At 68.4% G+C, this 23,411-nt stretch carries 24 protein-coding genes; 16 read left to right on the top strand and 8 right to left on the bottom strand.

Annotated features, from left to right (window positions below):
• Window positions 1-28: 28 nt before the first annotated feature.
• Complete coding sequence (hisF, locus tag IEX72_RS11005) at window positions 29-844, bottom strand: imidazole glycerol phosphate synthase subunit HisF (RefSeq protein WP_188787439.1); 816 nt, start codon at window positions 842-844, stop codon at window positions 29-31.
• 290 nt (window positions 845-1,134) lie between these two features.
• Here hisF and IEX72_RS11000 point away from each other — a divergent pair, with 290 nt between their 5' ends.
• Complete coding sequence (locus IEX72_RS11000) at window positions 1,135-1,350, top strand: DUF7550 family protein (RefSeq protein WP_188787505.1); 216 nt, start codon at window positions 1,135-1,137, stop codon at window positions 1,348-1,350.
• Window positions 1,351-1,375: 25 nt separating this feature from the next.
• On the opposite strand, the gene purL is transcribed toward IEX72_RS11000, so the two are convergent.
• Complete coding sequence (gene purL / locus IEX72_RS10995; RefSeq protein ID WP_188787438.1) at window positions 1,376-3,523, bottom strand: phosphoribosylformylglycinamidine synthase subunit PurL; 2,148 nt, start codon at window positions 3,521-3,523, stop codon at window positions 1,376-1,378.
• 124 nt (window positions 3,524-3,647) lie between these two features.
• Between purL and IEX72_RS10990 the strand changes: the two genes are divergently transcribed.
• Together IEX72_RS10990 and IEX72_RS10985 are read left to right on the top strand one after the other, a co-directional pair.
• Entirely contained in the window at window positions 3,648-4,331 is a 684-nt protein-coding gene (locus tag IEX72_RS10990; protein ID WP_188787437.1) for a CehA/McbA family metallohydrolase, read from the top strand.
• 5 nt (window positions 4,332-4,336) lie between these two features.
• Window positions 4,337-5,491 (top strand): asparagine synthase C-terminal domain-containing protein, encoded by a 1,155-nt coding sequence (locus IEX72_RS10985; protein WP_188787436.1) that lies wholly within the window; start codon window positions 4,337-4,339, stop codon window positions 5,489-5,491.
• Here the strand turns inward: IEX72_RS10985 and IEX72_RS10980 are convergent.
• Window positions 5,449-5,970: an NUDIX hydrolase gene (locus tag IEX72_RS10980; RefSeq protein ID WP_188787435.1), complete on the bottom strand. Its 522-nt coding sequence runs from the start codon at window positions 5,968-5,970 to the stop codon at window positions 5,449-5,451. The two genes, IEX72_RS10985 and IEX72_RS10980, sit on opposite strands and share 43 nt — an antisense overlap.
• Window positions 5,971-6,522: 552 nt before the next feature.
• Here IEX72_RS10980 and gatC point away from each other — a divergent pair.
• The 3 genes from gatC (at window position 6,523) to IEX72_RS10965 (ending at window position 9,749) form a co-directional block, all read left to right on the top strand.
• Entirely contained in the window at window positions 6,523-6,801 is a 279-nt protein-coding gene (gatC, locus tag IEX72_RS10975; protein ID WP_188787434.1) for an Asp-tRNA(Asn)/Glu-tRNA(Gln) amidotransferase subunit GatC, read from the top strand.
• A complete protein-coding gene (locus IEX72_RS10970) occupies window positions 6,801-8,141 on the top strand; it encodes an amidase family protein (protein ID WP_188787433.1) in 1,341 nt (446 codons plus the stop codon). The genes gatC and IEX72_RS10970 overlap by 1 nt, the downstream gene beginning before the upstream one ends.
• Window positions 8,142-8,210: 69 nt before the next feature.
• Window positions 8,211-9,749: a TrkH family potassium uptake protein gene (locus IEX72_RS10965; RefSeq protein ID WP_188787432.1), complete on the top strand. Its 1,539-nt coding sequence runs from the start codon at window positions 8,211-8,213 to the stop codon at window positions 9,747-9,749.
• 48 nt (window positions 9,750-9,797) lie between these two features.
• On the opposite strand, the gene trkA is transcribed toward IEX72_RS10965, so the two are convergent.
• The 3 genes from trkA to IEX72_RS10950 form a co-directional block, all read right to left on the bottom strand.
• The gene (trkA, locus tag IEX72_RS10960) at window positions 9,798-11,135 is read right to left on the bottom strand and encodes a Trk system potassium transporter TrkA (RefSeq protein ID WP_188787431.1); all 1,338 of its coding nucleotides are present in this window, start codon (window positions 11,133-11,135) and stop codon (window positions 9,798-9,800) included.
• A 135-nt stretch (window positions 11,136-11,270) separates the two neighbouring features.
• Window positions 11,271-11,831 carry an SRPBCC family protein gene (locus IEX72_RS10955; RefSeq protein WP_188787430.1) on the bottom strand — a complete coding sequence of 187 codons (561 nt, stop codon included), beginning with the start codon at window positions 11,829-11,831 and terminating at the stop codon, window positions 11,271-11,273.
• Between the two features lie 75 nt (window positions 11,832-11,906).
• Window positions 11,907-13,049, bottom strand: coding sequence for a LolA family protein (locus IEX72_RS10950; RefSeq protein ID WP_188787429.1), 1,143 nt, complete (start codon window positions 13,047-13,049; stop codon window positions 11,907-11,909).
• Between the two features lie 112 nt (window positions 13,050-13,161).
• Between IEX72_RS10950 and IEX72_RS10945 the strand changes: the two genes are divergently transcribed.
• A complete protein-coding gene (locus IEX72_RS10945) occupies window positions 13,162-13,461 on the top strand; it encodes a transcriptional regulator (protein ID WP_188787428.1) in 300 nt (99 codons plus the stop codon).
• A 27-nt stretch (window positions 13,462-13,488) separates the two neighbouring features.
• Here the strand turns inward: IEX72_RS10945 and hpt are convergent, their stop codons facing one another.
• Both hpt and IEX72_RS10935 read right to left on the bottom strand, forming a co-directional pair.
• Entirely contained in the window at window positions 13,489-14,055 is a 567-nt protein-coding gene (gene hpt / locus IEX72_RS10940; protein WP_188787427.1) for a hypoxanthine/guanine phosphoribosyltransferase, read from the bottom strand.
• An 89-nt stretch (window positions 14,056-14,144) separates the two neighbouring features.
• Window positions 14,145-14,600: a type IV pilin gene (locus IEX72_RS10935; RefSeq protein ID WP_188787426.1), complete on the bottom strand. Its 456-nt coding sequence runs from the start codon at window positions 14,598-14,600 to the stop codon at window positions 14,145-14,147.
• Between the two features lie 257 nt (window positions 14,601-14,857).
• On the opposite strand from IEX72_RS10935, the gene IEX72_RS10930 reads away from it, so the two are divergent.
• Genes IEX72_RS10930 through IEX72_RS10890 form a run of 9 tightly spaced genes read left to right on the top strand, consistent with a single transcriptional unit; the run spans window position 14,858 to window position 23,411 of the window.
• Window positions 14,858-16,102, top strand: coding sequence for a monovalent cation/H+ antiporter subunit E (locus IEX72_RS10930; protein WP_188787425.1), 1,245 nt, complete (start codon window positions 14,858-14,860; stop codon window positions 16,100-16,102).
• Window positions 16,102-16,386 carry a cation:proton antiporter gene (locus tag IEX72_RS10925; protein ID WP_188787424.1) on the top strand — a complete coding sequence of 95 codons (285 nt, stop codon included), beginning with the start codon at window positions 16,102-16,104 and terminating at the stop codon, window positions 16,384-16,386. The genes IEX72_RS10930 and IEX72_RS10925 overlap by 1 nt, the downstream gene beginning before the upstream one ends.
• Window positions 16,387-16,698: a monovalent cation/H(+) antiporter subunit G gene (mnhG, locus tag IEX72_RS10920; RefSeq protein WP_188787423.1), complete on the top strand. Its 312-nt coding sequence runs from the start codon at window positions 16,387-16,389 to the stop codon at window positions 16,696-16,698. It begins immediately after the preceding gene.
• Window positions 16,695-17,237, top strand: a complete 543-nt coding sequence (locus IEX72_RS10915) for a DUF4040 domain-containing protein (protein WP_229663820.1) — start codon at window positions 16,695-16,697, stop codon at window positions 17,235-17,237. Before mnhG ends, IEX72_RS10915 begins: the two co-directional genes overlap by 4 nt.
• Window positions 17,234-17,740 (top strand): MnhB domain-containing protein, encoded by a 507-nt coding sequence (locus IEX72_RS10910; protein WP_188787422.1) that lies wholly within the window; start codon window positions 17,234-17,236, stop codon window positions 17,738-17,740. The genes IEX72_RS10915 and IEX72_RS10910 overlap by 4 nt, the downstream gene beginning before the upstream one ends.
• The gene (locus IEX72_RS10905; RefSeq protein ID WP_188787421.1) at window positions 17,737-18,096 is read left to right on the top strand and encodes a cation:proton antiporter subunit C; all 360 of its coding nucleotides are present in this window, start codon (window positions 17,737-17,739) and stop codon (window positions 18,094-18,096) included. Before IEX72_RS10910 ends, IEX72_RS10905 begins: the two co-directional genes overlap by 4 nt.
• Window positions 18,089-19,654 (top strand): monovalent cation/H+ antiporter subunit D family protein, encoded by a 1,566-nt coding sequence (locus tag IEX72_RS10900; RefSeq protein WP_188787420.1) that lies wholly within the window; start codon window positions 18,089-18,091, stop codon window positions 19,652-19,654. The genes IEX72_RS10905 and IEX72_RS10900 overlap by 8 nt, the downstream gene beginning before the upstream one ends.
• On the top strand, window positions 19,651-21,609 hold the full coding sequence (locus IEX72_RS10895) for a proton-conducting transporter transmembrane domain-containing protein (RefSeq protein ID WP_188787419.1): 1,959 nt from the start codon (window positions 19,651-19,653) through the stop codon (window positions 21,607-21,609). Before IEX72_RS10900 ends, IEX72_RS10895 begins: the two co-directional genes overlap by 4 nt.
• Window positions 21,609-23,411: a Na(+)/H(+) antiporter subunit D gene (locus IEX72_RS10890; RefSeq protein WP_188787418.1), complete on the top strand. Its 1,803-nt coding sequence runs from the start codon at window positions 21,609-21,611 to the stop codon at window positions 23,409-23,411. The genes IEX72_RS10895 and IEX72_RS10890 overlap by 1 nt, the downstream gene beginning before the upstream one ends.

The following is a 23,411-nucleotide window of genomic DNA, read 5'->3' as shown; positions in this document are numbered from 1 at the left end:
CGGCCCCGCTCCGACTCCCGTCGGCGTCTCACAACCGGACCGGAACGCCGCGCTCGTCGAGATACGCCTTAGTGTCTTGAATACTGTAGTCGCCGAAGTGGAAAATCGACGCCGCCAGCCCCGCGTCCGCGCCGGCGTCGGTAAACACCTCGTGCATGTCCTCGGGGCCGCCACACCCCGAGGAGGCGATCACGGGGGTGGAGACGGCGTCGCAGACGGCCGTTGTGAGCGGGATGTCGTATCCGTCCTTGGTGCCGTCGGCGTCGATTGAGTTGACGAACAGTTCGCCCGCGCCGCGCGACTCGGCCTCACGCGCCCACTCGACCACGTCGACGCCGGTTCCCTCACGCCCGCCTTTCACTGTACACTCGAACCAGCAGGACTCGCCGTTAATCCCGACGTAGTGTTCGCCCGCCTCGTCGTACCGCCGCCGCGCGTCGACGGAGATCACGATGCACTGCGACCCGAACGACCGGGCGCCCTCGTCGATCACCTCGGGGTTTTCCAGCGCCGCAGTGTTGATCGAGACCTTGTCGGCGCCCGCCCGGAGGGTCTCCTTGATGTCGTCGCGAGTCCGGATCCCGCCGCCGACCGTGAGCGGGATGAACACCTCGTCGGCGACTGCTGAGACCGTATCGAGCATCGTCTCCCGGCCCGCCGCGGAGGCGGTAATGTCGAGGAAGACGAACTCGTCGGCGCCCGCCTCGTTGTACAGTTTCGCCATCTCCACCGGGTCGCCGGTGTACTGCAGGTCCTCGAAGTTGACGCCGGTGTAGACCGCAGGGTTGCCGTCGTCGTCGAGATCGACGTCGATGCAGGGGATGATCCGTTTCGTGAGCGTCATCTGATAGCTCACGGTAGGCGACGCCGCGTCAAAAGGGGTCTGGATCCGGTGGGCGGGTTGCTTCGACCCCGGATCCGACCCTGTGACGAACGTTTATACACGTGACCGCGGCCAGACGCCGCGTGTCCTGAGATCGGCCGCGACACACGTGCGGGTGTGCGACACGGTGTGTCGCGGGACGGGAGCCGGCGGGCTCCAGCGGCGTGTCGCCTGTTCGCCCGTTTCGATTCCTGACCCGCGACCCGGCAGGATCCGGGAGCGTTTTACCATCTGAGGCTGATCCACCGCGTATGAGTGACCACGACGCGGACGGCCACGCCGAGACACACGAGGACCACGGTGAGGCACACGAGGACCACGCTGCCGAACACGGCGACCACGGGGGCGCCGACGCGGGGCGCGTCACCTCGCCGATGCAGGAGTTCGGATCGAGCCAGGTGACGACCGGGCTAGTGGTGCTTGTCGTGGGTCTCGTCGTCGTGTTCGGGATCCCGCTGTTGTTGTAGCGGCAGAACCGCTGCGCACTTCTCGTCAATCCAACGCTTCGTCGAGCACGCCGCGGATCGCGGCGACCCGGTCGGCGTCGACCGTCAGTTCCTCCCCACCGACGTCGAGCGACAACGAGCCGTCGTCGGTCGCCGTTCCGAGCCGCGTGACCGGTGCGACGTCGTCGAACGCCTCCGCCACACTCTCCGGGTCGGTTGTCTCGACGACCGCGCGGCCTGGCGTCTCCTCGAAGAGCGAGACGGCGTCGTCGACGGCGACGTCCGCACCCGCATCGGCGGTGAGCAGTTCCGCGAGCGCGACCGCCAGCCCGCCGGTGCTCACGTCGTGGACCGACAGCGTTGCGTCGGCGTCCGCGACATCCGCGAGCGTCGCGACCACCTCAGGGGCGTTCTCGGGCAGTGTCGGGAACCGGTCGGTCCCCCCCGCCTGCGACAGGAGCTCCGACCCGCCGAGCGCGTCGCTGCCGGCGCCAACGAGTAGGAGCGCACCGTCGCCGTCAAGCTCGGCCGTCGGCGCGTCGTAGCCGGCCTTCGTGCCAATCATCGCGAGTGTCGGCGTCGGCGGGATCGGCCCCGCCACAGAGTCGTTGTACAGCGACACGTTCCCGCCGACCACCGGCACCGACAGCTCTCTGCACATGTCCGCGAGCCCGTCGACCACCGCGGAGAACCCGCCGTAAACGTCCGGCGTCTCGGGGTTGCCGCCGTTCAGGCAGTCGACTGCAGCCAGCGGCGTCGCTCCCTTCGCCGCGAGGTTCGTGGCGTTCTCTAGCGCCACCGCGCGTGCGCCGTCGTACGGCGCACAGTCGGTCCAGGCGGGGACCGCGCCCGACGAGATTGCGAGCCCGGTCCCGGCCTCCCGGAGTGCGACAATCGCGGCGTCGTCGCCGGGCCGCAGCGCCGTCCGCGTGCCGACCTCGTGGTCGTACTGTCGGTAGACCCACCGTTTCGAGGCCGCATTGGGCGACCCGACGACCGCCTCGAACGCGGCTTCGACATCGACGTCGGGGGGGTTCCGTTCCGGTTCCGGGGGCTCGACAGTGACGAGATCGTTCATCGGTGCGCCGTCCGCCAGGAACTCCGCGGGCACGTCGACGACGGTTTCGCGCTCTCCCGGCTCGCTCCCCTCGAAAGTACAGACGTAGTTGCCCTCGGCGACCTCGCCGATCACTGAACACCCGAGGTCGTACCGTTCCGCCACCGCCGCGACGTCGTCGACATCCTCCAGGCGGACCTCGTAGACCATCCGCTCTTGGGACTCCGCGAGCACGATCTCCAGAGGGTTCATGTTCGGCTCGCGCTGGTGGACCCGGTCGAGTTCGATCCGCGCGCCGAACCCACCCTTCGCGACGAGTTCCGAGGAGGCGCCGCCGAGTCCCGCTGCACCGAGGTCCCGCGCGGACTGCACCAGGCCGGCGTCGATCAGATCCTCGTTGGCCTCGATCAGGAGCTTCTCCGAGTAGGGGTCGCCCACCTGCACCGCCGGGCGGTCCTCGGTTTCGGCGTCCTCAGCGAGATCCTCGCTGGCGAACGACGCGCCGCCGAGGCCGTCCCGTCCGGTCGCGTTGCCGACGAGCACCAGCTTGTTGCCGGCCGCCTGCGCCTCGGCGGTCACCAGACGCTCCCCGTCGACGAGGCCGACGCAGGCCACGTTGACCAGGGGGTTCCCCTCGTAGCCGTCGTGAAACTCGACGCTCCCGCCCACCGTCGGGACGCCGATCGCGTTGCCGTAGTCCGCGATCCCCTCGACCACGCCGTCGAGGAGGTACCGGGTGTGTTCGCGGTCGAACCCGCCGAAGTACAGCGAGTCAGCCAGCGCGATCGGGTACGCGCCCATAGACAGCGTGTCGCGGACGATCCCCCCAACGCCGGTCGCCGCGCCGTCGTAGGGATCGACGTACGAAGGGTGGTTGTGGCTCTCGATCCCCATTGTCACGTAGGTCTCCGAGTCTTCGGTGCCGCCGTTGTCGGGGACGCTGACGACCGCGGCGTCGTCGCCGGGGCCGACGACCACCTGGTCGCTCTCGGAGTCAAACGCCGAAAGCAGGGGCCGCGAGGAGCGGTACGCGCAGTGTTCGCTCCAGAGGTTCTCGAACAGGGCGGCCTCGGTGGGCGTCGGGTCGCGCCCGAGTTCGGCGGTGACGAGTTCGCGGTCGGGGTCCGACAGGCTCATTCGGGTCTCACTTCAGCGAGGCCGGGTTAATGTCTTACTGTGTCCGCGGCGCGGGAGCGTATCCGGCGGTCCACCCGCCGGCGGGATCGGACCGCTTTTTTAACCTCGGGTCCAAGCTTGAGGCGTGCTGTCGGTCGAGCTGCACGCCCACTCGTCGCTGTCGTACGACGGCCGCGATCCCGTCGAGCTCCTGTTAGCCCAGGCGCAGGCGGTCGGGCTCGACGCGCTCGCGGTGACGGACCACGACGAGATCAACGCCAGCCTCGAAGCCGCCGAGCTGGCACCGGAGTACGGGCTCGTCGGGATTCCGGCGATGGAGGTCACCTCGGAGGCGGGGCACGTGCTCGCGTTCGGGATCAACGAACTCGTCCCGGAGAACCTCTCGTACGACGACACGCTTGAGCACATCCACGACCAGGGTGGGATCGCCGTCGTCCCACACCCGTTCCAGTCGTCGCGCCACGGCGTCGCGGCCCACATCTCCCGGGACCAACTCGCGAAAGCCGACGGGATCGAGGTGTACAACTCCCGGCTTTTCACCGGTCGAGCGAACCGGAAGGCCGAGCGGTTCGCCACCACCCGCGACCTCCCGATGACAGCGGGCAGCGACGCCCACATCGGGGAGATGGTCGGCCAGGCCGTCACCGAAGTCGGGACTGACGACCGATCGGTTCAGGGGATCTTGGACGCCATTGTCGACGGCCGGACCAGCGTGGTCGGCCGGCGGACGCCGTGGCGGATCTCCTTCCGGCAGTTCGGCGGCGGCGTCAAGCGACGAATCAAACGCACCGTCTCGGATCTGGTGTAGCTCGGATGCCGAACGGCATCAGCGCGGCTCCCCCACGCGACCGACTCGACGGCGCCGATCCGGAGACCGTCCGGCACGCGATCGAGACGGGAGACGCTCTCCCCGGAACCGCGGGGTTTGCGGGCGGACTCGACGGGCGCCTGGTTCGCGATGTTCTCGGCCGCCGGCCGCTCTTCGTCGACGGCGACGCGTGGGCGTTCGATCCGTCCGAGCTTGCGGGTCCCGTTTCGGTGCCCGCAGGCTCCGTTCGGGCTCTCGACAGTGGAGGCACCCACACCGACGATCGGCGGTGGACCCTCCCGACAACCGATCCCGAAACGGACGACGATCGCGCGCTTGCTGCCGTCCGGGCGGCGGTGCTGGATCGGACGCGGGCGACCGACAACCCGGGCGGTGGCTCGGTCGCCGTGGCGTTCTCCGGCGGTGTCGACTCGGCGGTCGTCGCAGCCGGCGTCCCCGACGCGCCGTGTTACGTCGCCGGCTTTGAGGGGTGTCACGACGTCGCCGCCGCCCGCGAGGCGGCCGAAGCGATGGACCGGCACCTCCGGGTCGTCGAGCTCACGCACGACGACATCCGCGAACGGATCCCCGACCTCGCGGCCGCCACCGGCCGCACCAACCCCATGGACCTCGCGATCGCGCTGCCGCTCTTCTTGGTCGGCGACCGTGCCGCGGCCGACGGGTTCGATCGGTTGGCGCTCGGACAGGGCGCCGACGAACTGTTCGGCGGGTACGCGAAGGTGGCGAAAGCGCCCGACGACCCCCGCGTCGACGCCGACACGGTCAGGGGTGCGCGCCGCGAACTCCTCGGGACGATCCCCGACCAGGCCGAACGCGACGTGCTGGCGCTCCGAGCCGCGGGCGTCGAGCCCGTGACCCCGCTGCTCCACGACGATGTCGTCGCCGCGGCGCTGTCGCTTCCGGGTCACCTCCTCGTCGACGGCGACGAGCGGAAGATCGCGCTCCGAGCGGCGGCCCGCGGGGTTGTCCCGGAATCGGTCCGGACCGCGGACAAGAAGGCGGTGCAGTACGGCACCTACGTCGCCCGCGAACTGGACCGGCTGGCCCGGCAGGCAGGCTACAAACGACGGATGGACGACCACGTTGAGCGGTACGTTCAGTCGCTGCTCGGCGAGTCGGAGCCGGACGCCCCGGAGTAGCCGCCGGTGGCCGGCTCGGCAGCGTTGATCGCTTCCAGCGCCAACTGCACCGTGTCGGGGTCCAGCTCCGAATCTCGGAGCTCCGAGCGGTCGTACCACGCCCACGCAGAGGGGTCGGCTTCGTCGTCGCCCGCGGGGTCGATCTCCCGGGTGCCGACGCGGGCGTAGTAGACGTGGTCGATATGCTGGTGGCTCACTTTCCCGTCGCCGTGGACGTCGATGTCGTAGAGCATCTGGTGGCGGGGTTGCGGGAGCACCCGGCCGGCGGGGGCGTCCACCGGCTCTGTGTCGTCGAGTAGCGTCGCGTCCAGCCCCGTTTCCTCGTCGACCTCCCGGAGCCCGGCCTCGTGGGGGAGTTCGTCGCGGTCGACGTGGCCGCCCGGGGGAACCTGGATCCCGAGTCGGTCGTGGTGATGTAGCGCGACCGCGCCGCTCTCGACGATGTACACTGTCGCGGTGAAGTGACGCGTGGTCTCCATACCGTTCCGTTGGGGAAGTCGTAGGTGGGCTTTGCGGTTCCATCACGCAGTAGTGTGCAAACAGGATAGAATGTGGTGAGAACCCCTCGAAAGCCCCGCTTCGCTGGAGTTGGGGGCCTCGCTGCGCGCGCTCGCTTCGCTCGCGTGCTTACGTCGGCCGCCTTCCTCCAGCGAAGCGCCACTTTCATACTGTCGGCTATAACTACGTGAAGATTTTCGACACCCCGGGGTGTCGAAATACGTCACGCGACTATAGCCGACAGTATCAGTCCCACCCGGTAGGGCCGAGTAAGCAGCCGACGCGGGTAGGACTGAAAGGGGCCGCCCGCTCGTCAGCCGAGACGATGCAAGCACCGCAACGAAGTGAGGAGCGCAGCGAGTCGTAGGCGGGGAGGGACCTGCGGTCCCTCTGGCAGCCGGGGCAAAGTGCCGGCGACGGCGAGCGGGCGGGGGCTTTCGAGGTGGACCCAGTTTCTCCTGTTCATCTGAGGTGTGCCTTCTCACGCCCCCGACACCGAAACCCTTACTCCCGATCCACGGCACCCCACGAGTATGAGCGAGACGCCCGTCGACGCCGCGGAGGTCAAACACGTCGCTGAACTCGCGCGCGTCGACCTCGACAGCGAGGAGGCCGACGCCTTCGCCGCGCAGTTCGCGGAGATACTGGAGTATTTCGACGCTCTCGACGAAGTGCCCGAAGTCGACACCCACGAGGACCTGGTGAACGTGATGCGGGCCGACGACATCGAGGAGAGCCTTGACCAGACGGCGGCGCTGCAGAACGCCGACGAGACCGAGGACGGCTTCTTCAAAGGGCCGCGGGTGTCGTAATGGCACACAACGCGTTCATCACTCGGGAGACGATCGACGGCGCCGACGACGGGCCGCTTTCGGGCCGGACGGTCGCGGTCAAGGACAACATCAGCACCGAGGGCGTCCGGACCACCTGCGGGTCGGCCATGCTGGAGTCGTACGTCCCGCCGTACGACGCGACCGTCGTCGAACGCCTCAAGCAGGCGGGGGCGACCATCGTCGGCAAGACGAACATGGACGAGTTCGGTATGGGCGGCACCACCGAGACGTCGGCGTACGGCCCGGTTGAGAACCCGGCCGACTCCGGTCACGTCCCCGGCGGCTCCTCCGGGGGGTCGGCCGCGGCGGTCGCCGCCGGCGAGGCTGACCTCGCGCTCGGCTCCGACACGGGCGGATCGGTCCGCAACCCCGCGGCGTTCTGCGGCGTGGTCGGGATCAAGCCCACTTACGGGCTGGTCTCCCGGTACGGCCTCGTTGCCTACGCCAACTCTCTCGAACAGATCGGGCCGATCGCTCAGACCGTCGAGGACGCCGCCGCGCTGCTCGACGTCATCTCCGGTCCGGACCCGAACGACGGGACCACCCGGTTCGATCTCGCTGGCGACGACGGGGGCGCGGCGGACGACCGGAGCGCCGCCGACGGCGGGTCCGCGACCCACCCCGCGACCGACGCGAACTACGCTGCGGCCGCCGACGGCGACGTCAACGGGACGACCGTCGGCGTGGTCACCGACCTTCTTGAGGGTGCCGACGACCGGGTTGTCGACCGGTTCGAGGCCACACTCGACGACCTCCGGTCGCAGGGCGTCGACACGGTCGAAGTCTCGCTCGATTCCGTCGAGCACGCGGTCCAAGCGTACTACGTCATTGCGATGTCGGAGGCGTCGTCGAACCTCGCACGGTTCGACGGCGTTCGGTACGGGGTTTCCGGGGGAGACGAGGGCAACTGGAACGAGTCGTTCGCCCGCGCCCGCGAGGACGGGTTCGGCGAGGAGGTCAAACGCCGGATCCTGCTCGGGACCTACGCCCTTTCGGCGGGGTACCACGACAAATACTACCAGAAGGCCCAGGACGCTCGGGCGTGGGTCAAACGCGACTTCGACGACGCCTTCGAGCGCGCGGACGTGCTCGCGACGCCGACGATGCCGGTGCTCCCGCCGGCGCTCGGTGAGAGCCTGTCGGACCCGCTCCAGCTCTACCTTATGGACGCAAACACCGTTCCGGTCAACCTCGCGAACCTCCCCGCGATATCGGTGCCCGCCGGCGAGGCCGACGGGCTTCCGGTGGGGTTGCAGTTCGTCGGCCCGAAGTTCGGCGAGGAAGCTATCGTTCGGGCGGCGTCCGCGGTCGAAGGCTAACGACCACGTCGCACAGCCCCGCTTTCGATGGTTTGATACGGCCGTTGGTACTCCCTCGGACCGTACTGTATGCCGTGGCGACCCAACTGGCGTGCGACGGTCGGACTGCTCGGGACCGGGATGAAATACCTCTCGGTGACGATGTTCGTTCCGCTCGCAGTGGCGGTGATATACGGCGACGATATGTGGGTCTTCGCGGTGTCTATCCTCGTGGTCGCGGCCGCCGGGTTCGGCTTAGAACGGGTCGACCCCGACCCCGACCTCGGTCCGAGCGAGGCGCTGGTGTTCGTGACGCTGGCGTGGCTGGTCGCTGCCCTCGTGGGTGCCGTGCCGTACGTGCTGGCTGGCGCCGGGACCACCTCGACGCTCGCGGACCCGGTCAACGCACTCTTCGAGTCCATGAGCGGGTTCACCACCACGGGTGCGACCGTGATGGGCGAGATCAGCTTCGAGCAACACTCCCACGCGCTTTTGATGTGGCGACAGCTCACCCAATGGCTCGGCGGGATGGGGATCATCGTCCTCATGATCGCGATCCTTCCGGAGGTCGCGGTCAACGGCGCCCAACTGATGGATTCGGAGGCGCCCGGCCCGGAGCTTCAGAAGCTGACCCCGAAGATCGCCGAGACCGCCCGCGCGCTGTGGCTCATCTACTTCGGATTCACGTTCGTTTACATCGGAGTGCTGTACGCGCTCCACCTGCTCGGGATGGCGCCGAACATGGACCTCTACAACGCGATCGCCCACGGGTTCACCACGCTGCCGACCGGCGGATTCTCCCCACAGGCCGACAGCATCGCGTACTTCTCGGCGGCGGTCCAGTGGGCCGTGATCCCGTTCATGGTCATCGCGGGCGTCAACTTCGCGCTGTTCTGGCACGTACTGAAAGGCGAAGTTGAGGTGATGGTCGACAATCCGGAGTTCCGTGCGTACACCGGCGCGATCGCGGTCTTCACAGCCGGCGTCGCCGTGCTGCTGTTCGGCGGCGCCGCCCCGATGCTCGGGGACCTCGGCGGCGTCACGGGTGGATTCACCGAAAACACCGTCCGGCAGGCGGCGTTCCAGATCGGGTCGCTGCTCAACTCCACGGGCTATGCCACCTCCGACTTCGCGGAGTGGGACACACACGCCCAGATCCTCCTGCTGTTCGCCATGTTCGTCGGCGGGTCGGCCGGCTCCACCGGTGGCGGGGTGAAAGTCGTCCGGTGGCTGGTCGTCCTGAAAGCCATCCGACGAGAGCTTTTCACCTCCGCTCGCCCGGACGTGGTGCAACCAGTCCGGCTCGGCGGCGAGGTCGTCGACGAGGACGCGATCCGCGGCATCTTGGTGTTCACGATGCTGTACGTCCTGTTGTTCGGGTTGGCGTCAGTGTTCCTCTCGCTCGACACCGCCCGGCTCGGAATCCAACTCACGACGCTCGAGGCTGTCAGCGCGTCGCTCGCGACGCTCGGGAACATCGGTCCGGGGTTCGGTCGGCTGGGGCCGTTCGGGAGCTACCTGTTTTTTTCGGACCCCTCGAAGCTACTTATGATCTTCCTGATGTGGATCGGCCGGCTGGAGATCGTCCCGGTGCTTGCGGTGTTCATCTCCTCGGTCGAAGACCGCTGAGACGCCGCGACGCGAGCCGCTCCGGTTCGAGTCCCGGCTCTCACGTCCTCAGAGCTGGGAGGTGACCTCGTCGACGACGTCCATCTCCGCGAAGACGACCACGTGGTCGCCGGCTTCGACGATCGTGTCGCCGCGGGGCGTGATGAACGTCCCGTCGCGGACCAAGGCGCCGATCACGACGCCGTCCGGCAGCTCCCGGGCGGACTCCCGGATCGGCTGCCCCGCGAGGATGCTCTCGCCGCCCACTTCGATCTCTAAGACTTCCGCCTTGTCGGACTCGATGAACGCGACGTTCTCGGCGTTGCCCTCCAGGGTGAACCGAGAGATCTCCTCGGCGACCACGCTCCGCGGGCTCACGCCGATATCGATCCCGACTGTCTCGAAGAGGTTGACGTACTCCGCGGTGTCGATGATGGCGATGGTTCGCTTGACGCCCATCCGGTCGGCCAGCAGTGACACAAGTAGGTTCTTTTCGTCGGAGTCGAGCGTCGACACGACCACGCCGGCGTCGCCGATGTGTTCCCGTTCGAGAAACTCCACGTTGGTTGCGTCGGACTTCATGACCTCGGTCTTCGGGAGGCGCTCGGCGAGGTCGCGCGCACGTTCGTCGTCCTGTTCGATCAGCCGCGGCCGGAACCCGCGGTCCTCGAGCAGGCGCGAGACGTGGTAGCCGATCTCCGATCCCCCGACGACCACCACCTCCTCCGTGCCGCCCGCCGCTTCCTCGGGCGCGATCGACTCCGCGAACCCGCGCACGCTCCTCGGGCAGCCGATCACAACCACCCGGTCGCCGGGAGAGATGACCGTCTCCCCCCGGACGATCTCGACCGACCCGTTCCGCAGCACCGCGACGAACGTCAGCGACTCGAACCGGTCGGCCTCCGCGACGGTCTGGTCTGCGACCGGGCTCTCCGCCCCGACCTCGAACTCCGCCATCTCGACTTGGCCGTCCGCGAACAGGTCGACGTCGCGCGCGGCCGGCAGACTCAGCATCCGGGCGATCGACTTCGCGGCCAGCAGGTTGGTGCAGACCATGAAGTCGACCCCGAAGGCCCGATTTGAGCGTTCCCACGTCCGGAGGTACTCGGTGTTTTTCACCCGCGCGATGGTGAACGCGTCCGAGACCGCTTTCGCGGTCGAACAGACCACGATGTTGGTCTCGTCGTTGTCGGTCGAGGCGATCACCATGTCCGCGTCGCCGATCCCGGCCTCCTCGAGCGTGTCCATCGCGGTTCCGTCGCCGGTCACTCCGAGCACGTCGAGCGAGTAGTTGACCTCCTCTACCCGTTCGTCGTCCCGATCGACGACGATCACGTCGTGTTCGCCCGCGAGGTCGGCCGCGATGCTGGAGCCGACCTGTCCCGCACCCACGATGATCACGTTCACGGACGGTCACCCGGCATAGTTCGGTTCGAGGTGCCCGACGGGGACGTATTCATCTTTCGGCATCGGGCTGTGGTTAGGGCGGCGCCCGGAGCCGAACGAACGGGCCGCCCGGGCCGCCTCTCCCCGAGTCTCGTGTCATTCCACGGCCGACCCCGACCCCGACCCCGACCCGCGCTCGACCGTGAGATCGACAGACCGGGGCTCGCCTTCGAGGTCGGCGACAACCCGTTCGACCACGTTCTCGGCCTCGCTCGTGATCGCGGGCCTGATCTTGTCGGCCACCCACCCGAGGTTGACGAACCGCGGCAGGCTGACCCGGCTCTCGTTGGCCGATCCGGGGTCGTAGGCCACCTCCATCGAGACCCGGGAGGCCACTGTCGCATCCGCCGGGGCGTCCTCAGGGATGTCCGCAAGCTCCTCGATTCGCCACCGACCGCTCGCGTCGAGGTTCTTCACGATCCGCCACTCGACCCAGGCCGGCGGGTCGACCTCGGTGACTTCGGATTCGACAGTGTAGGAGAGCTTCCACCACGCGAACCGGAGCGCGTAGCGGGTGCCCGCGCCGCCGTCGCCGCGCCGCTGGACGATCTCCTTGAGGTGTTCGGAGTAGTTCGCGTACCGCGGGAAGTCGACGAGGAAGTCGTAGGTCTCCTCCGCCGGCAGGTAGACGACGGTGCTGACGACGAGTTCGTCCACGCACGTGGGTTGGACCCTGACAACCAAAGCGTTGTGGGCGGGGTCGGAGCCGTTCGCCCGTTGTGGCGGCGCTCCCTACTCTTCGGTGTCGGTCGCCTCGATTGCGTCGGCGGCGAGATCGAGTGCGGTTCCGCGGTCGGCGTCAGTGAACAGCGAGACGGTGCGGTCCGCGCGGTCCCAACTCACTGCGACTCCGTTGTCGGTCTCGGTGACGTTCGCGGTCACCCCGGCGACCGTCTCGGTGGTCGTGTTCCCGTCATCCGGACGGTCGGCGTCGGCGGTGGTGGCGACGAGCGTCACGTCCGCGGGGCCGTCGTACCGGGTGATCGCAGTCTCGCCGCCGAACCCGACGACCCGGCCCTCCTCGAAGGCGTAGGAGTCGTTCCCGAGTTCCGGCACGGTCAGCCTGGTGGCGTCTTGAAGCGGCTCAAACGAGTCGAAGACCGGCCCCGCTCCCGCGTCCGGCGGCCGGAACGTGCTGTTTGCGACGCTGACGTTGAACCTGGTTTCGGTGTATTCTACGGTCACGGTGGCGTTCGGCCGGTCGTACTCGCTTTTGAGCACGGTCGAGGAGTCGACCCCGACCCAGTGGGTGATGGCTCCGTCGCGGGTCTCGTTGTCGGGGGTGACCTCAACGACCCACGCGTCGGTGCCGTCGACCGCTTCACGCCCGGTTCGGGTCGCCGTGGTGTTGTCTTCGGTCCAGTCGAACACGAACGACTCCACCCGCTCGGCCGCGTCCCGGAGGCTCTCGTTGTCGTACTCGCCGGTGTTCGGATACTCGGCCGTCGCGTTAGCGGCCGCCACGCCGCGAACCGACGCGTTCGTCGCGTTTTCGCCGTGGGTCCCGTTCGAGACCACCCGAGTTATGCCGGTCCGCTCGTCGTGGACCCACGCTACGGTGCCGTTCGTCCCCGCGACCACGGTGCGGTTGTCGCTCGACACCGACACCCGGGTGGCGTTGCCCTCGCCGGCGGTGAACGACGCGTTGTACTGCCGCTCGGTGGTGTCGTTCGCGACGGTCACGGTCGCGGCGCCGACGACGGTGTCGGCGGTCTCGTACCGTTCCTCGGCGTCGTCAAGGACCGCGTCACCGGACGGGTCGCCGACGTCCGCGATCCCCAGTCCCGCCGCGGCCGCAACGCCCACAAAAAGCAGCGCGGCGATCACGACGACGGCGGCGACGGCGCCCCTGTCTTCATCGTCGGGTGTTCGCATTGTCACTATTACGCCACCGGCGCGTATACGTTCTGCGGTGGTCGCAGCGTCCCCAGGGCCACCGTGGACAACGCCAAGAGACATATATACCTCGACGTCCCCGTCTTCGGGTATGTCCGACGCCGAGGACGCCACCACCCGACAGCGGATCGCCGACGCCCTGCGGACGGCGCCGCACGACGCGGCCGACCTCTCGACGGCGGTCGGCGTCCCCCGGTCGACGGTGTACCGTCACCTCGAACACGTCGCGCGGAGCGTCCGCGCGGACGCGGCTGACGAGCAGTTCCTGGTCGCGCCCCCGGAGTGTCGGGCCTGCGGGTTCGACGGCTTCGACGACCCGTTGAACGACCCCTCGCGGTGTCCGGAGTGCCGCTCGGAACGGATCGCGCCCCCGACGTTCGTGATCGAGTAGCGGGTCGAAAACGGCGGGAACGCCGGCTCAGTCGTCGCCGTGCTCGTCGACGATCACGACCTCGCTGTCTTCGACGCGGACGTTGACCAGCGTCTTGACGTGGTGGTCGGTGTCGTCGAGTTCGTTGGGGCCGGCCTTCTTGATCACCGCGACGGTGTCGACGATGTCGGCGCCGATCTCGTCGAGAGCGTCGAGCACCGCCCGCATGGTCCCGCCGGTCGAGAGCACGTCATCGAGCACGAGCACCCGGTCGCCGGGGTCGACGTCGTTGATGTACATCTCGTTCTCGTCGTAGCCGGTCTGCTGGCTCAGCGCCGCCTCGCCGTCGAGGCCGTACTGCCGCTTCCGGATGACCACCAGGGGGATGTCGGTCATCAAAGAGACTGCCGTCGAGATGTGAATCCCCATCGCGGCGGGGGTGACGATCTTGTCGACGTCGTCGATCTCGGCCTTCCGGATGATCCGGATGACGATCTCCCGCAGGAGTTCCGGACGGAGCATCGGCACCCCGTCGCTTATCGGGTGGACGAAATACTCGTAGTCGCCCTTTTCGATGATCGGCGCGTCGAGTAGCGACTGCCGCAGTCGATCCATACCCTGGGTTCTGGGGGTCGAAAATAAAAGGTAGCGGTTCCGCCACCGCCGGGCGGTGGGGTGTCACCGGGCCGAAACCGATCGGCCGATCAGACGGTGGGTGCCGTCGAACTGCTCAGCGTCGCGGAGTTCTCGTTGTTCTCGGACTCCCAGACGACGCGGACGGTTTCGCCACTCCAGGTGTTTCCACTACCGCCATTGGTGATGTTGATACTTGTCCCCGCGGATACCGTGTCTCCGGAACTCAAGCCCGTAGCGGGATTTGTCCACGCCGTGGTGTTACTGCCGCCATCCAGTCCCGTCGTGTTCAGCCGGTCGGCCTTGATCGTGTCCCCCGACTGGTGGGTGATGGTCACGCTGTTAGTGTCTGTATCGTAATCAAAGTCGAAGCTCGCCTGCGGCGCGGTGTCGTTGAGCGACCCGCCGAGGTTGAGTACGAACGAGCCGATGACGGCCGCGAGAATGACCGTGATCGCGACCATCAGGATCACACCGATGACCGGCGAGACGGCCGAATCGTCGGTGAATAGTTCTTTAATATCCATAGCATAGCGTACGCCCGACGGAAGCATAAAATTTCTGTATTCACGTGTAACACATCACACGCCTCAGTACCTCGCCGTCACACACCGCAGCGGAGGCGTTGGTTTTCTACACTGATTTAAATAACGCGCTGCCGGTTCGGAACCGGGCCGGTGCGAGAGCGACAGACGTATTTGATACCCTTAGTAACAGTGGGGTAACGCATGAGCCGAGCGACCAACCGAACGCGGCGGCCGGCCACCGGCGCGGGTGGTGGGTGATGGCCGCGGGGAGCGCCCGGATCCTGGTTCCGGTCGGAGCGTCCTCGACGTTCCGGAACACGGTGGCGTACGCCGTCCGCGCGGCCCGGTCGGGTGTCGAGGCCGGTGCGGAGGCGGCGACTGTTCACTTCGTTTCCCCCGCTCGCGGGCGCACCGACAGCGGCAACCTCGGCGACGACATCGCGGCCGACCTCCTCGATCGGGCCGTGGTCTGGGCCCGTGAGGACCTGGACCGCGACGCCGACGACGACCCGGCGGTCGAGATCAGGACCGCCATTGTCGGCGCCGACCGGTACCTCTTCAGCCCCGGCGACTACGCGGACGCGGTCGCCGAGTACGCCGCGGAGTTCGGCCTCGATCGCGTCGTTGTCGACCCCGGGTTCCAGCCCGGCGGGAACGCCCCGATGCTCCTGCCCTTCGAGCGCGAGCTCGCGCGGTCGTCGCTGACCGTCGAGGAGGCGCCGACCACGCGCCGGACCGAGCGGGTCCCACTGGTGTCTCGGGCGACCCTCTCGAAAGGGGTTGCAACGTTCGGCGCCACCTACGCGTTCTACCTCCTGATAGCGGGGTCGGTCACCCCGTTCAACCTCGCAACCGGAGCGTTGACCGCCCTGTTGGCCGCCGCGGGGTTTTCGAGCGTCTCCTTTCTCACGTCGCCGTCCCCGCGCCGGACTGGGGCTCGGGTCCTCCGGCTCTTGCTCTTCGTCCCGTACCTGGTGTGGGAGATCACCAAGGCCAACCTCTCGATCGCGTACATCATTCTCCACCCGTCGCTGCCGATCGACCCCGAGATGCAACGGTACCGGGCGGCGGTCTGGGGCGGGTTCCCCGTGACGACGCTCGGCAACAGCATCACGCTCACCCCCGGCACGCTGACCGTCGACGTCGGGCGCGAGGGACTTGACATTCACACCCTGACCGGCGGCGCCCGCGACGACCTCGCCGCCGGCGGACTGGAACGGGCGGTCCGGTTCGTGTTCTACGGACGCTCCGCCGCCCGGATTCCGTCGCCGGCCGAGCGCGGGAGCATCTCGGCCGTTGACGACACCGACACCGACACCGACACCGGGAGCGGTGGGAGTGTCGTGATCGACGCAGTCGCCGCTTCACGACCGTCGGATTCGAGGGCTTCGGCGGACGACTCCGACCCACGCCCGGCGGCTCCCGACGCCGAGCGGACGGGTGATCCGGGCGCCGATCGACCGACCGAGCCGGCGGCTGAATCCGGAGAGGAGGTCGAGTGATGGCGGTCTCGGGGCTCCTCCAAACGGTGCTTCTGGGCGCGGCGGCGGCGTTCGTGGTCTTCGCGGTCGTGCTCGTCTACCGGATTATGGCCGGCCCGACGATGCAAGACCGCGTCATCGCGGTCAACGGGATCGGCACCAACGCGGTCGTGGTGCTCGCGTTGCTTGCGGCCGCGCTCGACCGCCCGGGCTTTCTCGACATCGCGTTGGTCTACGGGCTGTTGAACTTCCTCATGAGCATCGCGATCTCGAAGTTCTCCGTCGAGCGTGGGGGGGTGATCTGAGTGACTCCGACCGAGATCCTGATCGTCGCTTTAGTCGGCGGCGGAACCTTCTTTGGGTTCGTCGCGGTCGTGGGCATCATCCGGCTTCCGGACCTCTACACCCGAGCGCACGCAACCTCAAAGAGCGACACCCTCGGGATCGTCCTGACGCTCGGCGGCGTCGCCCTGGTGTTCGGGGCCGACCTCGCGGTCGCAAAGACCGCGCTGTTGGGGCTGTTCCTGTTCGTGACCAACCCGACGGCTGCTCACGCGATCACGCGGGCCGCGTACGACCAGGACATCACCCCCTGGACAACGGAGGGCGAAGAGTGACCTCCGAAGCCATCGTGCTCGCGGCGGTGCTCACGTTCTCGGCGCTCGGTGCCGCGGCGGCGATCCTCCTCCGGGACGTGCTCAACGCCATCATCGCGTTCGCGGCGTTCAGCTTCGGGATCGCCACTGTGTGGGTCCTGCTCGCGGCGCCCGACGTCGCGCTGACGGAGGCCGCGGTCGGCGCCGGTATCACCACCGTCTTTTTCCTGGTGACCATCGCGAAGACGGTCCGTCCCGGCGGCGAGCGGCTGTTCGAGCGGATCGAGTGGCGGTCGGTCGCGGTCGTGGCGATCCTCTCGGGGGCGCTCCTCGCGACGGTCGGATCGCTGCCGGCGGTCGGCGCCGCCGACGCCCCGGTCGCGACCTCGCCGGTCACGGAGTATTACCTCGCCAACGCGTATAGCGAAACCGGCGTGGAAAACGCCGTGACCGCCGTATTGGCGGCGTACCGCGGGTTCGACACCTTCGGCGAGGCGACGGTCGTGATCTCCGCCGGTGTCGCGGTACTGCTGGTGCTCCGACAGGAGGCGTACGTATGAGCGGAACCGGCAGCGACGGCGTCTACGTCGAGAGCACGATCATCATGACCACGGTCCGGGTGATCGCGCCGTTCGTCTTCACCTTCGGACTGTTCGTGATGTTTCACGGCGCGGAGTCGGCGGGCGGCGGGTTCCAGGGCGGCGTGTTGGTCGCCGCCGCGGTGTTGCTTCTCGCCTTCGCGTTCGGGATCGATGCCACGCGCGCGTGGCTCGCCGGACCGTTGACGCGAACCGCGATCGCGGGCGGCGGCGCGGCGTTCGCGCTCATCGGGGTGGGTGCCATCGTGCTCGACGGCGCGTTCCTCGAGTACGTCGCGTACGACGTCGGCTCCACGGGCGTGAAGTACGGCATCGAACTCGTCGAACTCGGGATCGGCGCGGTCGTCTCCGGGGTTCTGGTGGGGCTGTTTTTCAGCCTCGCAAGCGGCGACTTCACCACGTCCACGGGCGACGCACCCGACAACGAGCGCGACGCGGCCACCCCTGGGGGTGAGGAGGCGTGATCGACCTCCTCGCGACGCATTTCAATTACCTCGCCGTCGTCGCGCTGCTCGCCATCGGGCTGTACGGCGTGACCGCCAGCCCGAACCTCGTGAAGAAGATCATCGGTCTGAACGTCTTCCAGGTCGGGATTTTCCTGTTTTTCGTCACCAGCGGGTTCGTCGACGGCGCGGCCCCGCCGCTGCTCGGCCACGGGTCGGCGCCGTACGCCAGCCCGCTTCCCCACGTGTTGATCCTCACTGCCATCGTGGTCGGGGTCAGCCTGACCGCGGTCGCGCTGGCGCTCGTGGTCCGGATCTACGACGCCTACGGGACGCTCGACGAGGACGCGATCGAGGAGGTCCGGACTTATGACTGACGCGCTTCCGCTCCTCGTGGTCGTCCCCATCGTGTTCGCGCTGGCTCCCATCGCGGTCGACCGCGTCCGTGAGAACACCGGGTGGCTCGCGGCCGCTGCGGCCGCCGTTGCCCACCTCGGGCTCTCGTTCAGCGTCCTCGGGACCGTCCTCGGCTCGGGGCGAACGTCGTATGCGGTCGGCGGCTACGCCCCGCCGTTCGGGATCGAACTCGTGGCTGACGGGGTCTCGGCAGTGCTCGTGGTCCTGGTCTCGGCGGTGACGCTCGCGACCGTGGTCTACGCGCGCTCGGTGGGTCCCCGTTCGAACACCTTCTACAGCGAACTCCTCGTCCTGACCGCCGGGATCTCCGGGGTCGTCGTGACCGGCGACCTGTTCAACCTCTACGTGTTCTTAGAGATCACCGGGTTGGCGACGTACGCGCTGGTCGCGACCGGGCGGTCGCCCGCCGCGGCGCTGGCCGGCCTGAAGTACCTGCTCGTCGGCACCATCGGGGCGTCGCTGTACCTCCTCGGCGTCGGCTACCTCTACATCTCGACGGGCACGCTGAACATGGCCGACCTGGCCGGACTCCTCCCGGCGGTCGGCTACGACTCGCCGGTGCTTCTGACCGGCTTCGCGCTGCTCGTGGTCGGGTTGGGCGTGAAGACCGCGCTGTTCCCGCTGCACACCTGGCAGCCCGACGCCTACGCGGAGTCGCCCACCAGCGTCACGGCGTATATCTCCGCACTGGTGTCGACCGCGGCGGCGTACGCGCTGTTCCGCGTGATCTACACGGTGTTCACCCCCACGTTCGACGCGGCGGTCCCGGCCGCGCTGGACGTTCTCGTGGTGCTCGCGTCGGTCAGTGTGGTGGTCGGCTCCGTGCTCGCGGTGCTGCAGTCCGACCTCAAGCGGATGTTGGCGTACTCGTCGGTGGCGCAGTTCGGGTTGGTGGTCGCGGGCTTTGCAGTCGTCAACCAGACGGCGGCCATCGGCGGGTTGGTCCACCTTGTCGGCCACGCCGTCATGAAGGCGGGACTGTTCGTTGCGGTCGGCGCGCTCGCGACGGTCGCCGGCGGGCGGACCGTCGACGACCTCGCGGGGATGGCCGACCGCGCACCGGTCGTGAGCGGGGCGTTCGCGGTGCTTTCGTTCGCACTGGTGGGCGTACCGCCCGCGGTCGGGTTCGCGGGCAAGTGGCACATCGTCCTGGGCGCCGTGGAGGCCGGGCGGTGGATCGTCGCGGGCGTCGCGGTCGTGAGCACCCTGCTGACGCTCGCGTACTTCGCCCGCGTGCTCGAACGGCTCTACTTCCGTGACGCCCCGGTCGCGGCCGGCGTGGCGGATCGTCCCGACGCCGCGACCGCGTCCGATACCGACGCCGCGCTGACCGCCGACGGGAGCGGCTCCGGCGGTGCGGCCGGCGCGGACAATAACCCTGTCGACGCCGTCCCGACGGTCCCGCCACAGGCCCGGGTCGTCGTCGTCGTCGCTGCGGTCGCCGCGGTGGTGCTCGGGGTGTTCGCGACCGACCTGATTTCCGTCCTTGAGCCCGTCGTGGAGGTGTCCTTCCAATGACCGAGATCCTCTCTCTCAGACCGCTCGCGGCGGTGCTCCTCCCCGCGATCGGTGTCCTGGCGATCGTCGCACTACGCCGCAACCCCGACGTCCGCGAGGGCGCCACCATCCTCACCGCGCTCGCGACGTTCGGGATCGTCGCGAGCATCGTCCCCGCAACGCTCTCCGGGGACGTCTACGTCACTCGGCTGGGGACGCTCGTCCCCGGGATCGAACTCACGCTCAGCGCCGACCCGCTGGGGATGATCTTCGCGCTGGTGGCCAGCCTGTTGTGGCTCGTCACCAGTTTCTACAGCATCGGCTACATGCGCGGGCTTGACGAGCACTCCCAGACCCGGTACTTCGCGGCGTTCGCAGGGAGCGTCGGCGCGGCGCTCGGCGTCTCGTTCGCGTCGAATCTGGTGTCGCTGTACGTGTTCTACGAGCTGCTGACGGTCGCGACCTACCCCCTGGTCGCTCACGACGAGAGCGAGACCGCCCGGGAGGCCGGTCGGAAATACCTCACCTACACCTTCGGCGGCGGCGTCGCGGTGCTGGCGGGCGCGGTGCTGGTCTTCTGGACCACCGGCACGGTCGCGTTCACGCCCGGCGGGATCGCGGCACTCGCGTCGGCGGACCCGGTGATCGCGCGGGCGGCCTTCGCGCTACTTGCGGGCGGGTTCGGGGTGAAGGCCGCGTTGATGCCGGTGCATTCGTGGCTCCCTGACGCAATGGTCGCGCCCACCCCGGTCTCGGGATTACTCCACGCGGTCGCGGTCGTCAAAAGCGGCGTGTTCGGGGTCGCGCGGGTCGTCCTCGACGTGTTCGGCCCGGAGACGATCTCCGAACTCGGGGTCGGCCTCCCGCTGGCGGCGGTCGCGGCGCTCACCATCCTGGTCGCGAGCGTGATCGCGCTCCGGCAGGACAACCTGAAGCGCCGGCTGGCGTACTCCACGATCAGCCAGCTGTCGTACATCGTCCTGGGGTTGGGGATCCTCTCGCCCACGTCGCTTGTGGGCGGGCTGCTCCACATCCCGGCACACGCGTTCATGAAGCTCACCTTGTTCTTCTGTGCGGGCGCGATCCACGTCGAAACCCACACCGACAACATCAGCGAGATGGCGGGGATCGGTCGGCGGATGCCGGTCACGATGGCGGCGTTCGCGGTCGCGAGTCTCGGGATGGCGGGACTGCCGCTGGTCGCGGGGTTCGTGAGCAAGTGGTACCTCCTGATCGGGAGCATCGACAGCGGGACCGCGGTGTTTGCGGGTGTGCTGTTCCTCTCCGGGCTCCTCAACATCGGCTACTTCTGGCCGATCGTCTACCAAGCGTTCTTCCAGACCGCCGACGACTCCGACGCAAAGCCGCTGGTGGAGTTCCCGCTGGGCGGCCAGCGGGTCCGCGCCGACGGCGGCGACCCGGTCGATCGCGACGAGGAAGACGACGGTACGGCCGGTGGTGACGACGACCAGACCGACCCCGCGGACACCGAATCGTCCGCCGGGGACGACCAGACCGACCCGAACGGCGGCGCAGACCCCGACACCGGGCTTGATGCCGGCGCGTTGATCGACACCACACCGACCGAGGGCACGGTTGAACCCGACATCGACCCTTCCGAGGGTGAGAGCCAAGTCGAGCTTGAAGCGAAAGTCGAAGGCGAGTACGCGGTTGATCGGCACCCGAGCGACCATCGTCGCGACGAACGTGGGGACGACGACCCGGCGCCGGCGGATGCCGTCCCCGACACAGAGCACCACGCCGACGGCACCGACGACGGCCACAGCCACCACGGCGGGGCGCCCGCCAGCGGGTGGGAGGCCCGGGGGTTCGGCGCCGAGACGACGTGGTTCATGCTCGGCCCGATCACCGTCGCGGCCGCGGGCGCCGTTGCGCTCGGCATCGCGCCGCGGGCGATGGTCTTCCTCGCGGTGATCCAACGCGTCGTCTTCGAGGTCACGGGGGTGGCGGTCTGATGCCCGGCGTCGCGTTCGGCGGTGGGCCGGCTGTCGTCCTCGCGTCGTCGGTGTCGCTGCCGACTGCGGACATCCCCGCGGTGGCGCCGCCCGCGTTCTTCGTGCTGGGGGCGGCGCTCCTGGCGCCGTTCCTGTCGCGGCGGGTCGGCCACGCGCTCGGGTTCGGGGCCGCCGCCGTGGTCGCGGTCTGGTCGCTGCTGATGCCCGCGGGGACGTACCTCGCGGTCTCGTTCCTGGGGTTCGACGCCGTGCTGTTCAACGTCGACGCGTTCTCCCGGGTGATGGGGGTTATTTTCGGGTTCATCGGCGCCGCTGCGGTTCTGTACTCGTACTCCTCCGACGCCCGGACCAGACAGACCGCCTTCGCTTTGGGATACGTCGGCACCAGCCTCGGCGCGGTGTTCGCGGGCGATTGGCTCACGCTCGTGTTCTTCTGGGAGCTCATGGCCGTCACCTCGACGCTCTTGGTGTGGGATTACGGGGGCAGGGCGGTCCGGGCGGGATTCCGGTACGCCATCTACCACGGCCTCGGCGGCAGCCTGCTCATGATCGCGGTGGTGTGGCACTACACGACTGTGGGGTCGTTCCTGTTTTCCGCCGCCGACGGCATCACCGCTGGGATCCCCGCCGCGATCGCCGCGGTCGGGATCGGGGTCAACGTGGGGTTCGTGGGCCTGCACACCTGGCTGCCCGACACCTACCCGCGGCCGCACGTCGCCGCGAGCGTGTTCCTGTCGGTCTACACCACGAAGACCGGCGTCTACGGGCTCGCGCGGGCGTTTCCCGACGGCAGCCTCGCGATCGCGTACATGGGCGCGGCGATGGCGCTCGTCGGCGTCGTCTACGCCCTGCTCCAGAACGACATGCGCCGGCTGCTGTCGTATCACATCCAGTCGCAGGTCGGGTACATGGTCGCGGGCGTCGGCGTCGGGACCGCACTCGCGACCGCCGGCGCGTTCGCCCACGTGTTCAACCACATCCTCTACAAGGCGCTGCTGTTCATGACCGCGGGCGTCGTGATCGCCCGAACCGACGAGCAGAGCCTGAAATATCTCGGCGGCTTGGGTCGGGCGCTGCCCGTGACCGCCCTTGCCTTCACTGTCGCGGCGCTGTCGATCAGCGGCTTCCCCGGGTTCAACGGGTTCGTGAGCAAGGGGATGATCACCGCGGCCGCACACAAGGAGCACCTTGACGGGATTTTCTACATCCTGCTCGCGGCTGGCGTGGGGACGTTCATGTCGTTCATCAAGTTCGGCTACTACGCGTTCCTCAAGGACTCCGCCGGCACGTGGTCGGTCAAGCAGTCTGTCACCGGCCAGCGGGTCGCGATGCTCGGTGTCGCCGGCCTGTGCGTCGTTCTCGGCGTCTTCCCCGACGCGCTGTTCGCGCTGCTCCCCGGCAGCACCGCCGACGCGCACCCGTTCACCCTGAGCCACCTCGGGGAGGGCTTCGCGCTGGCGGCGCTGGGTGTTGTCGGGTTCGCAGTGCTCAAAACGCCGCTCTCGAAGGTCGGTCCCGGCGTCGACGTCGACCGCGTGCTCGAACCGCTCACGTTCTACGGCGTCCGCGGCGTTGTTCGGGCGGCGACCGACCTGTTCGCCGCGGTCGACCGTGGGGCGGTCGCGACCGCCCGCGGTGCGCTCTCGGCGGCGTCGGACCCCTACGGCACGATCCGCGGGCCGCTGTCGGGGGTTGTCGGCGGTGACGAGCCGGTCCGGGAGGGCAGTCTCCGAGCCGGCATCGCCACGAGCGTACTGCTCGTGATCGTCGTGCTGGCGGCGACGCTCGTCGGCCTGCTCTGA

Origin of the sequence: Halobellus salinus, assembly GCF_014646875.1 — an archaeon.
GTDB classification, from domain to species: Archaea; Halobacteriota; Halobacteria; order Halobacteriales; family Haloferacaceae; genus Haloquadratum; species Haloquadratum salinum.
Note: the sequence above shows the minus strand (reverse complement) of the source record. Positions and strands in the feature narration are given on the sequence as shown.

Coding starts and splice junctions, on each gene's coding strand:
- hisF (WP_188787439.1), bottom strand. CDS start 844: ATGACGCTCACGAAACGGATCATCCCCTGCATCGACGTCGATCTCGAC.
- IEX72_RS11000 (WP_188787505.1), top strand. CDS start 1,135: ATGAGTGACCACGACGCGGACGGCCACGCCGAGACACACGAGGACCAC.
- purL (WP_188787438.1), bottom strand. CDS start 3,523: ATGAGCCTGTCGGACCCCGACCGCGAACTCGTCACCGCCGAACTCGGG.
- IEX72_RS10985 (WP_188787436.1), top strand. CDS start 4,337: ATGCCGAACGGCATCAGCGCGGCTCCCCCACGCGACCGACTCGACGGC.
- IEX72_RS10980 (WP_188787435.1), bottom strand. CDS start 5,970: ATGGAGACCACGCGTCACTTCACCGCGACAGTGTACATCGTCGAGAGC.
- gatC (WP_188787434.1), top strand. CDS start 6,523: ATGAGCGAGACGCCCGTCGACGCCGCGGAGGTCAAACACGTCGCTGAA.
- IEX72_RS10970 (WP_188787433.1), top strand. CDS start 6,801: ATGGCACACAACGCGTTCATCACTCGGGAGACGATCGACGGCGCCGAC.
- IEX72_RS10965 (WP_188787432.1), top strand. CDS start 8,211: ATGCCGTGGCGACCCAACTGGCGTGCGACGGTCGGACTGCTCGGGACC.
- IEX72_RS10950 (WP_188787429.1), bottom strand. CDS start 13,049: ATGCGAACACCCGACGATGAAGACAGGGGCGCCGTCGCCGCCGTCGTC.
- IEX72_RS10945 (WP_188787428.1), top strand. CDS start 13,162: ATGTCCGACGCCGAGGACGCCACCACCCGACAGCGGATCGCCGACGCC.
- hpt (WP_188787427.1), bottom strand. CDS start 14,055: ATGGATCGACTGCGGCAGTCGCTACTCGACGCGCCGATCATCGAAAAG.
- IEX72_RS10935 (WP_188787426.1), bottom strand. CDS start 14,600: ATGGATATTAAAGAACTATTCACCGACGATTCGGCCGTCTCGCCGGTC.
- IEX72_RS10930 (WP_188787425.1), top strand. CDS start 14,858: ATGGCCGCGGGGAGCGCCCGGATCCTGGTTCCGGTCGGAGCGTCCTCG.
- IEX72_RS10925 (WP_188787424.1), top strand. CDS start 16,102: ATGGCGGTCTCGGGGCTCCTCCAAACGGTGCTTCTGGGCGCGGCGGCG.
- IEX72_RS10910 (WP_188787422.1), top strand. CDS start 17,234: ATGAGCGGAACCGGCAGCGACGGCGTCTACGTCGAGAGCACGATCATC.
- IEX72_RS10900 (WP_188787420.1), top strand. CDS start 18,089: ATGACTGACGCGCTTCCGCTCCTCGTGGTCGTCCCCATCGTGTTCGCG.
- IEX72_RS10895 (WP_188787419.1), top strand. CDS start 19,651: ATGACCGAGATCCTCTCTCTCAGACCGCTCGCGGCGGTGCTCCTCCCC.
- IEX72_RS10890 (WP_188787418.1), top strand. CDS start 21,609: ATGCCCGGCGTCGCGTTCGGCGGTGGGCCGGCTGTCGTCCTCGCGTCG.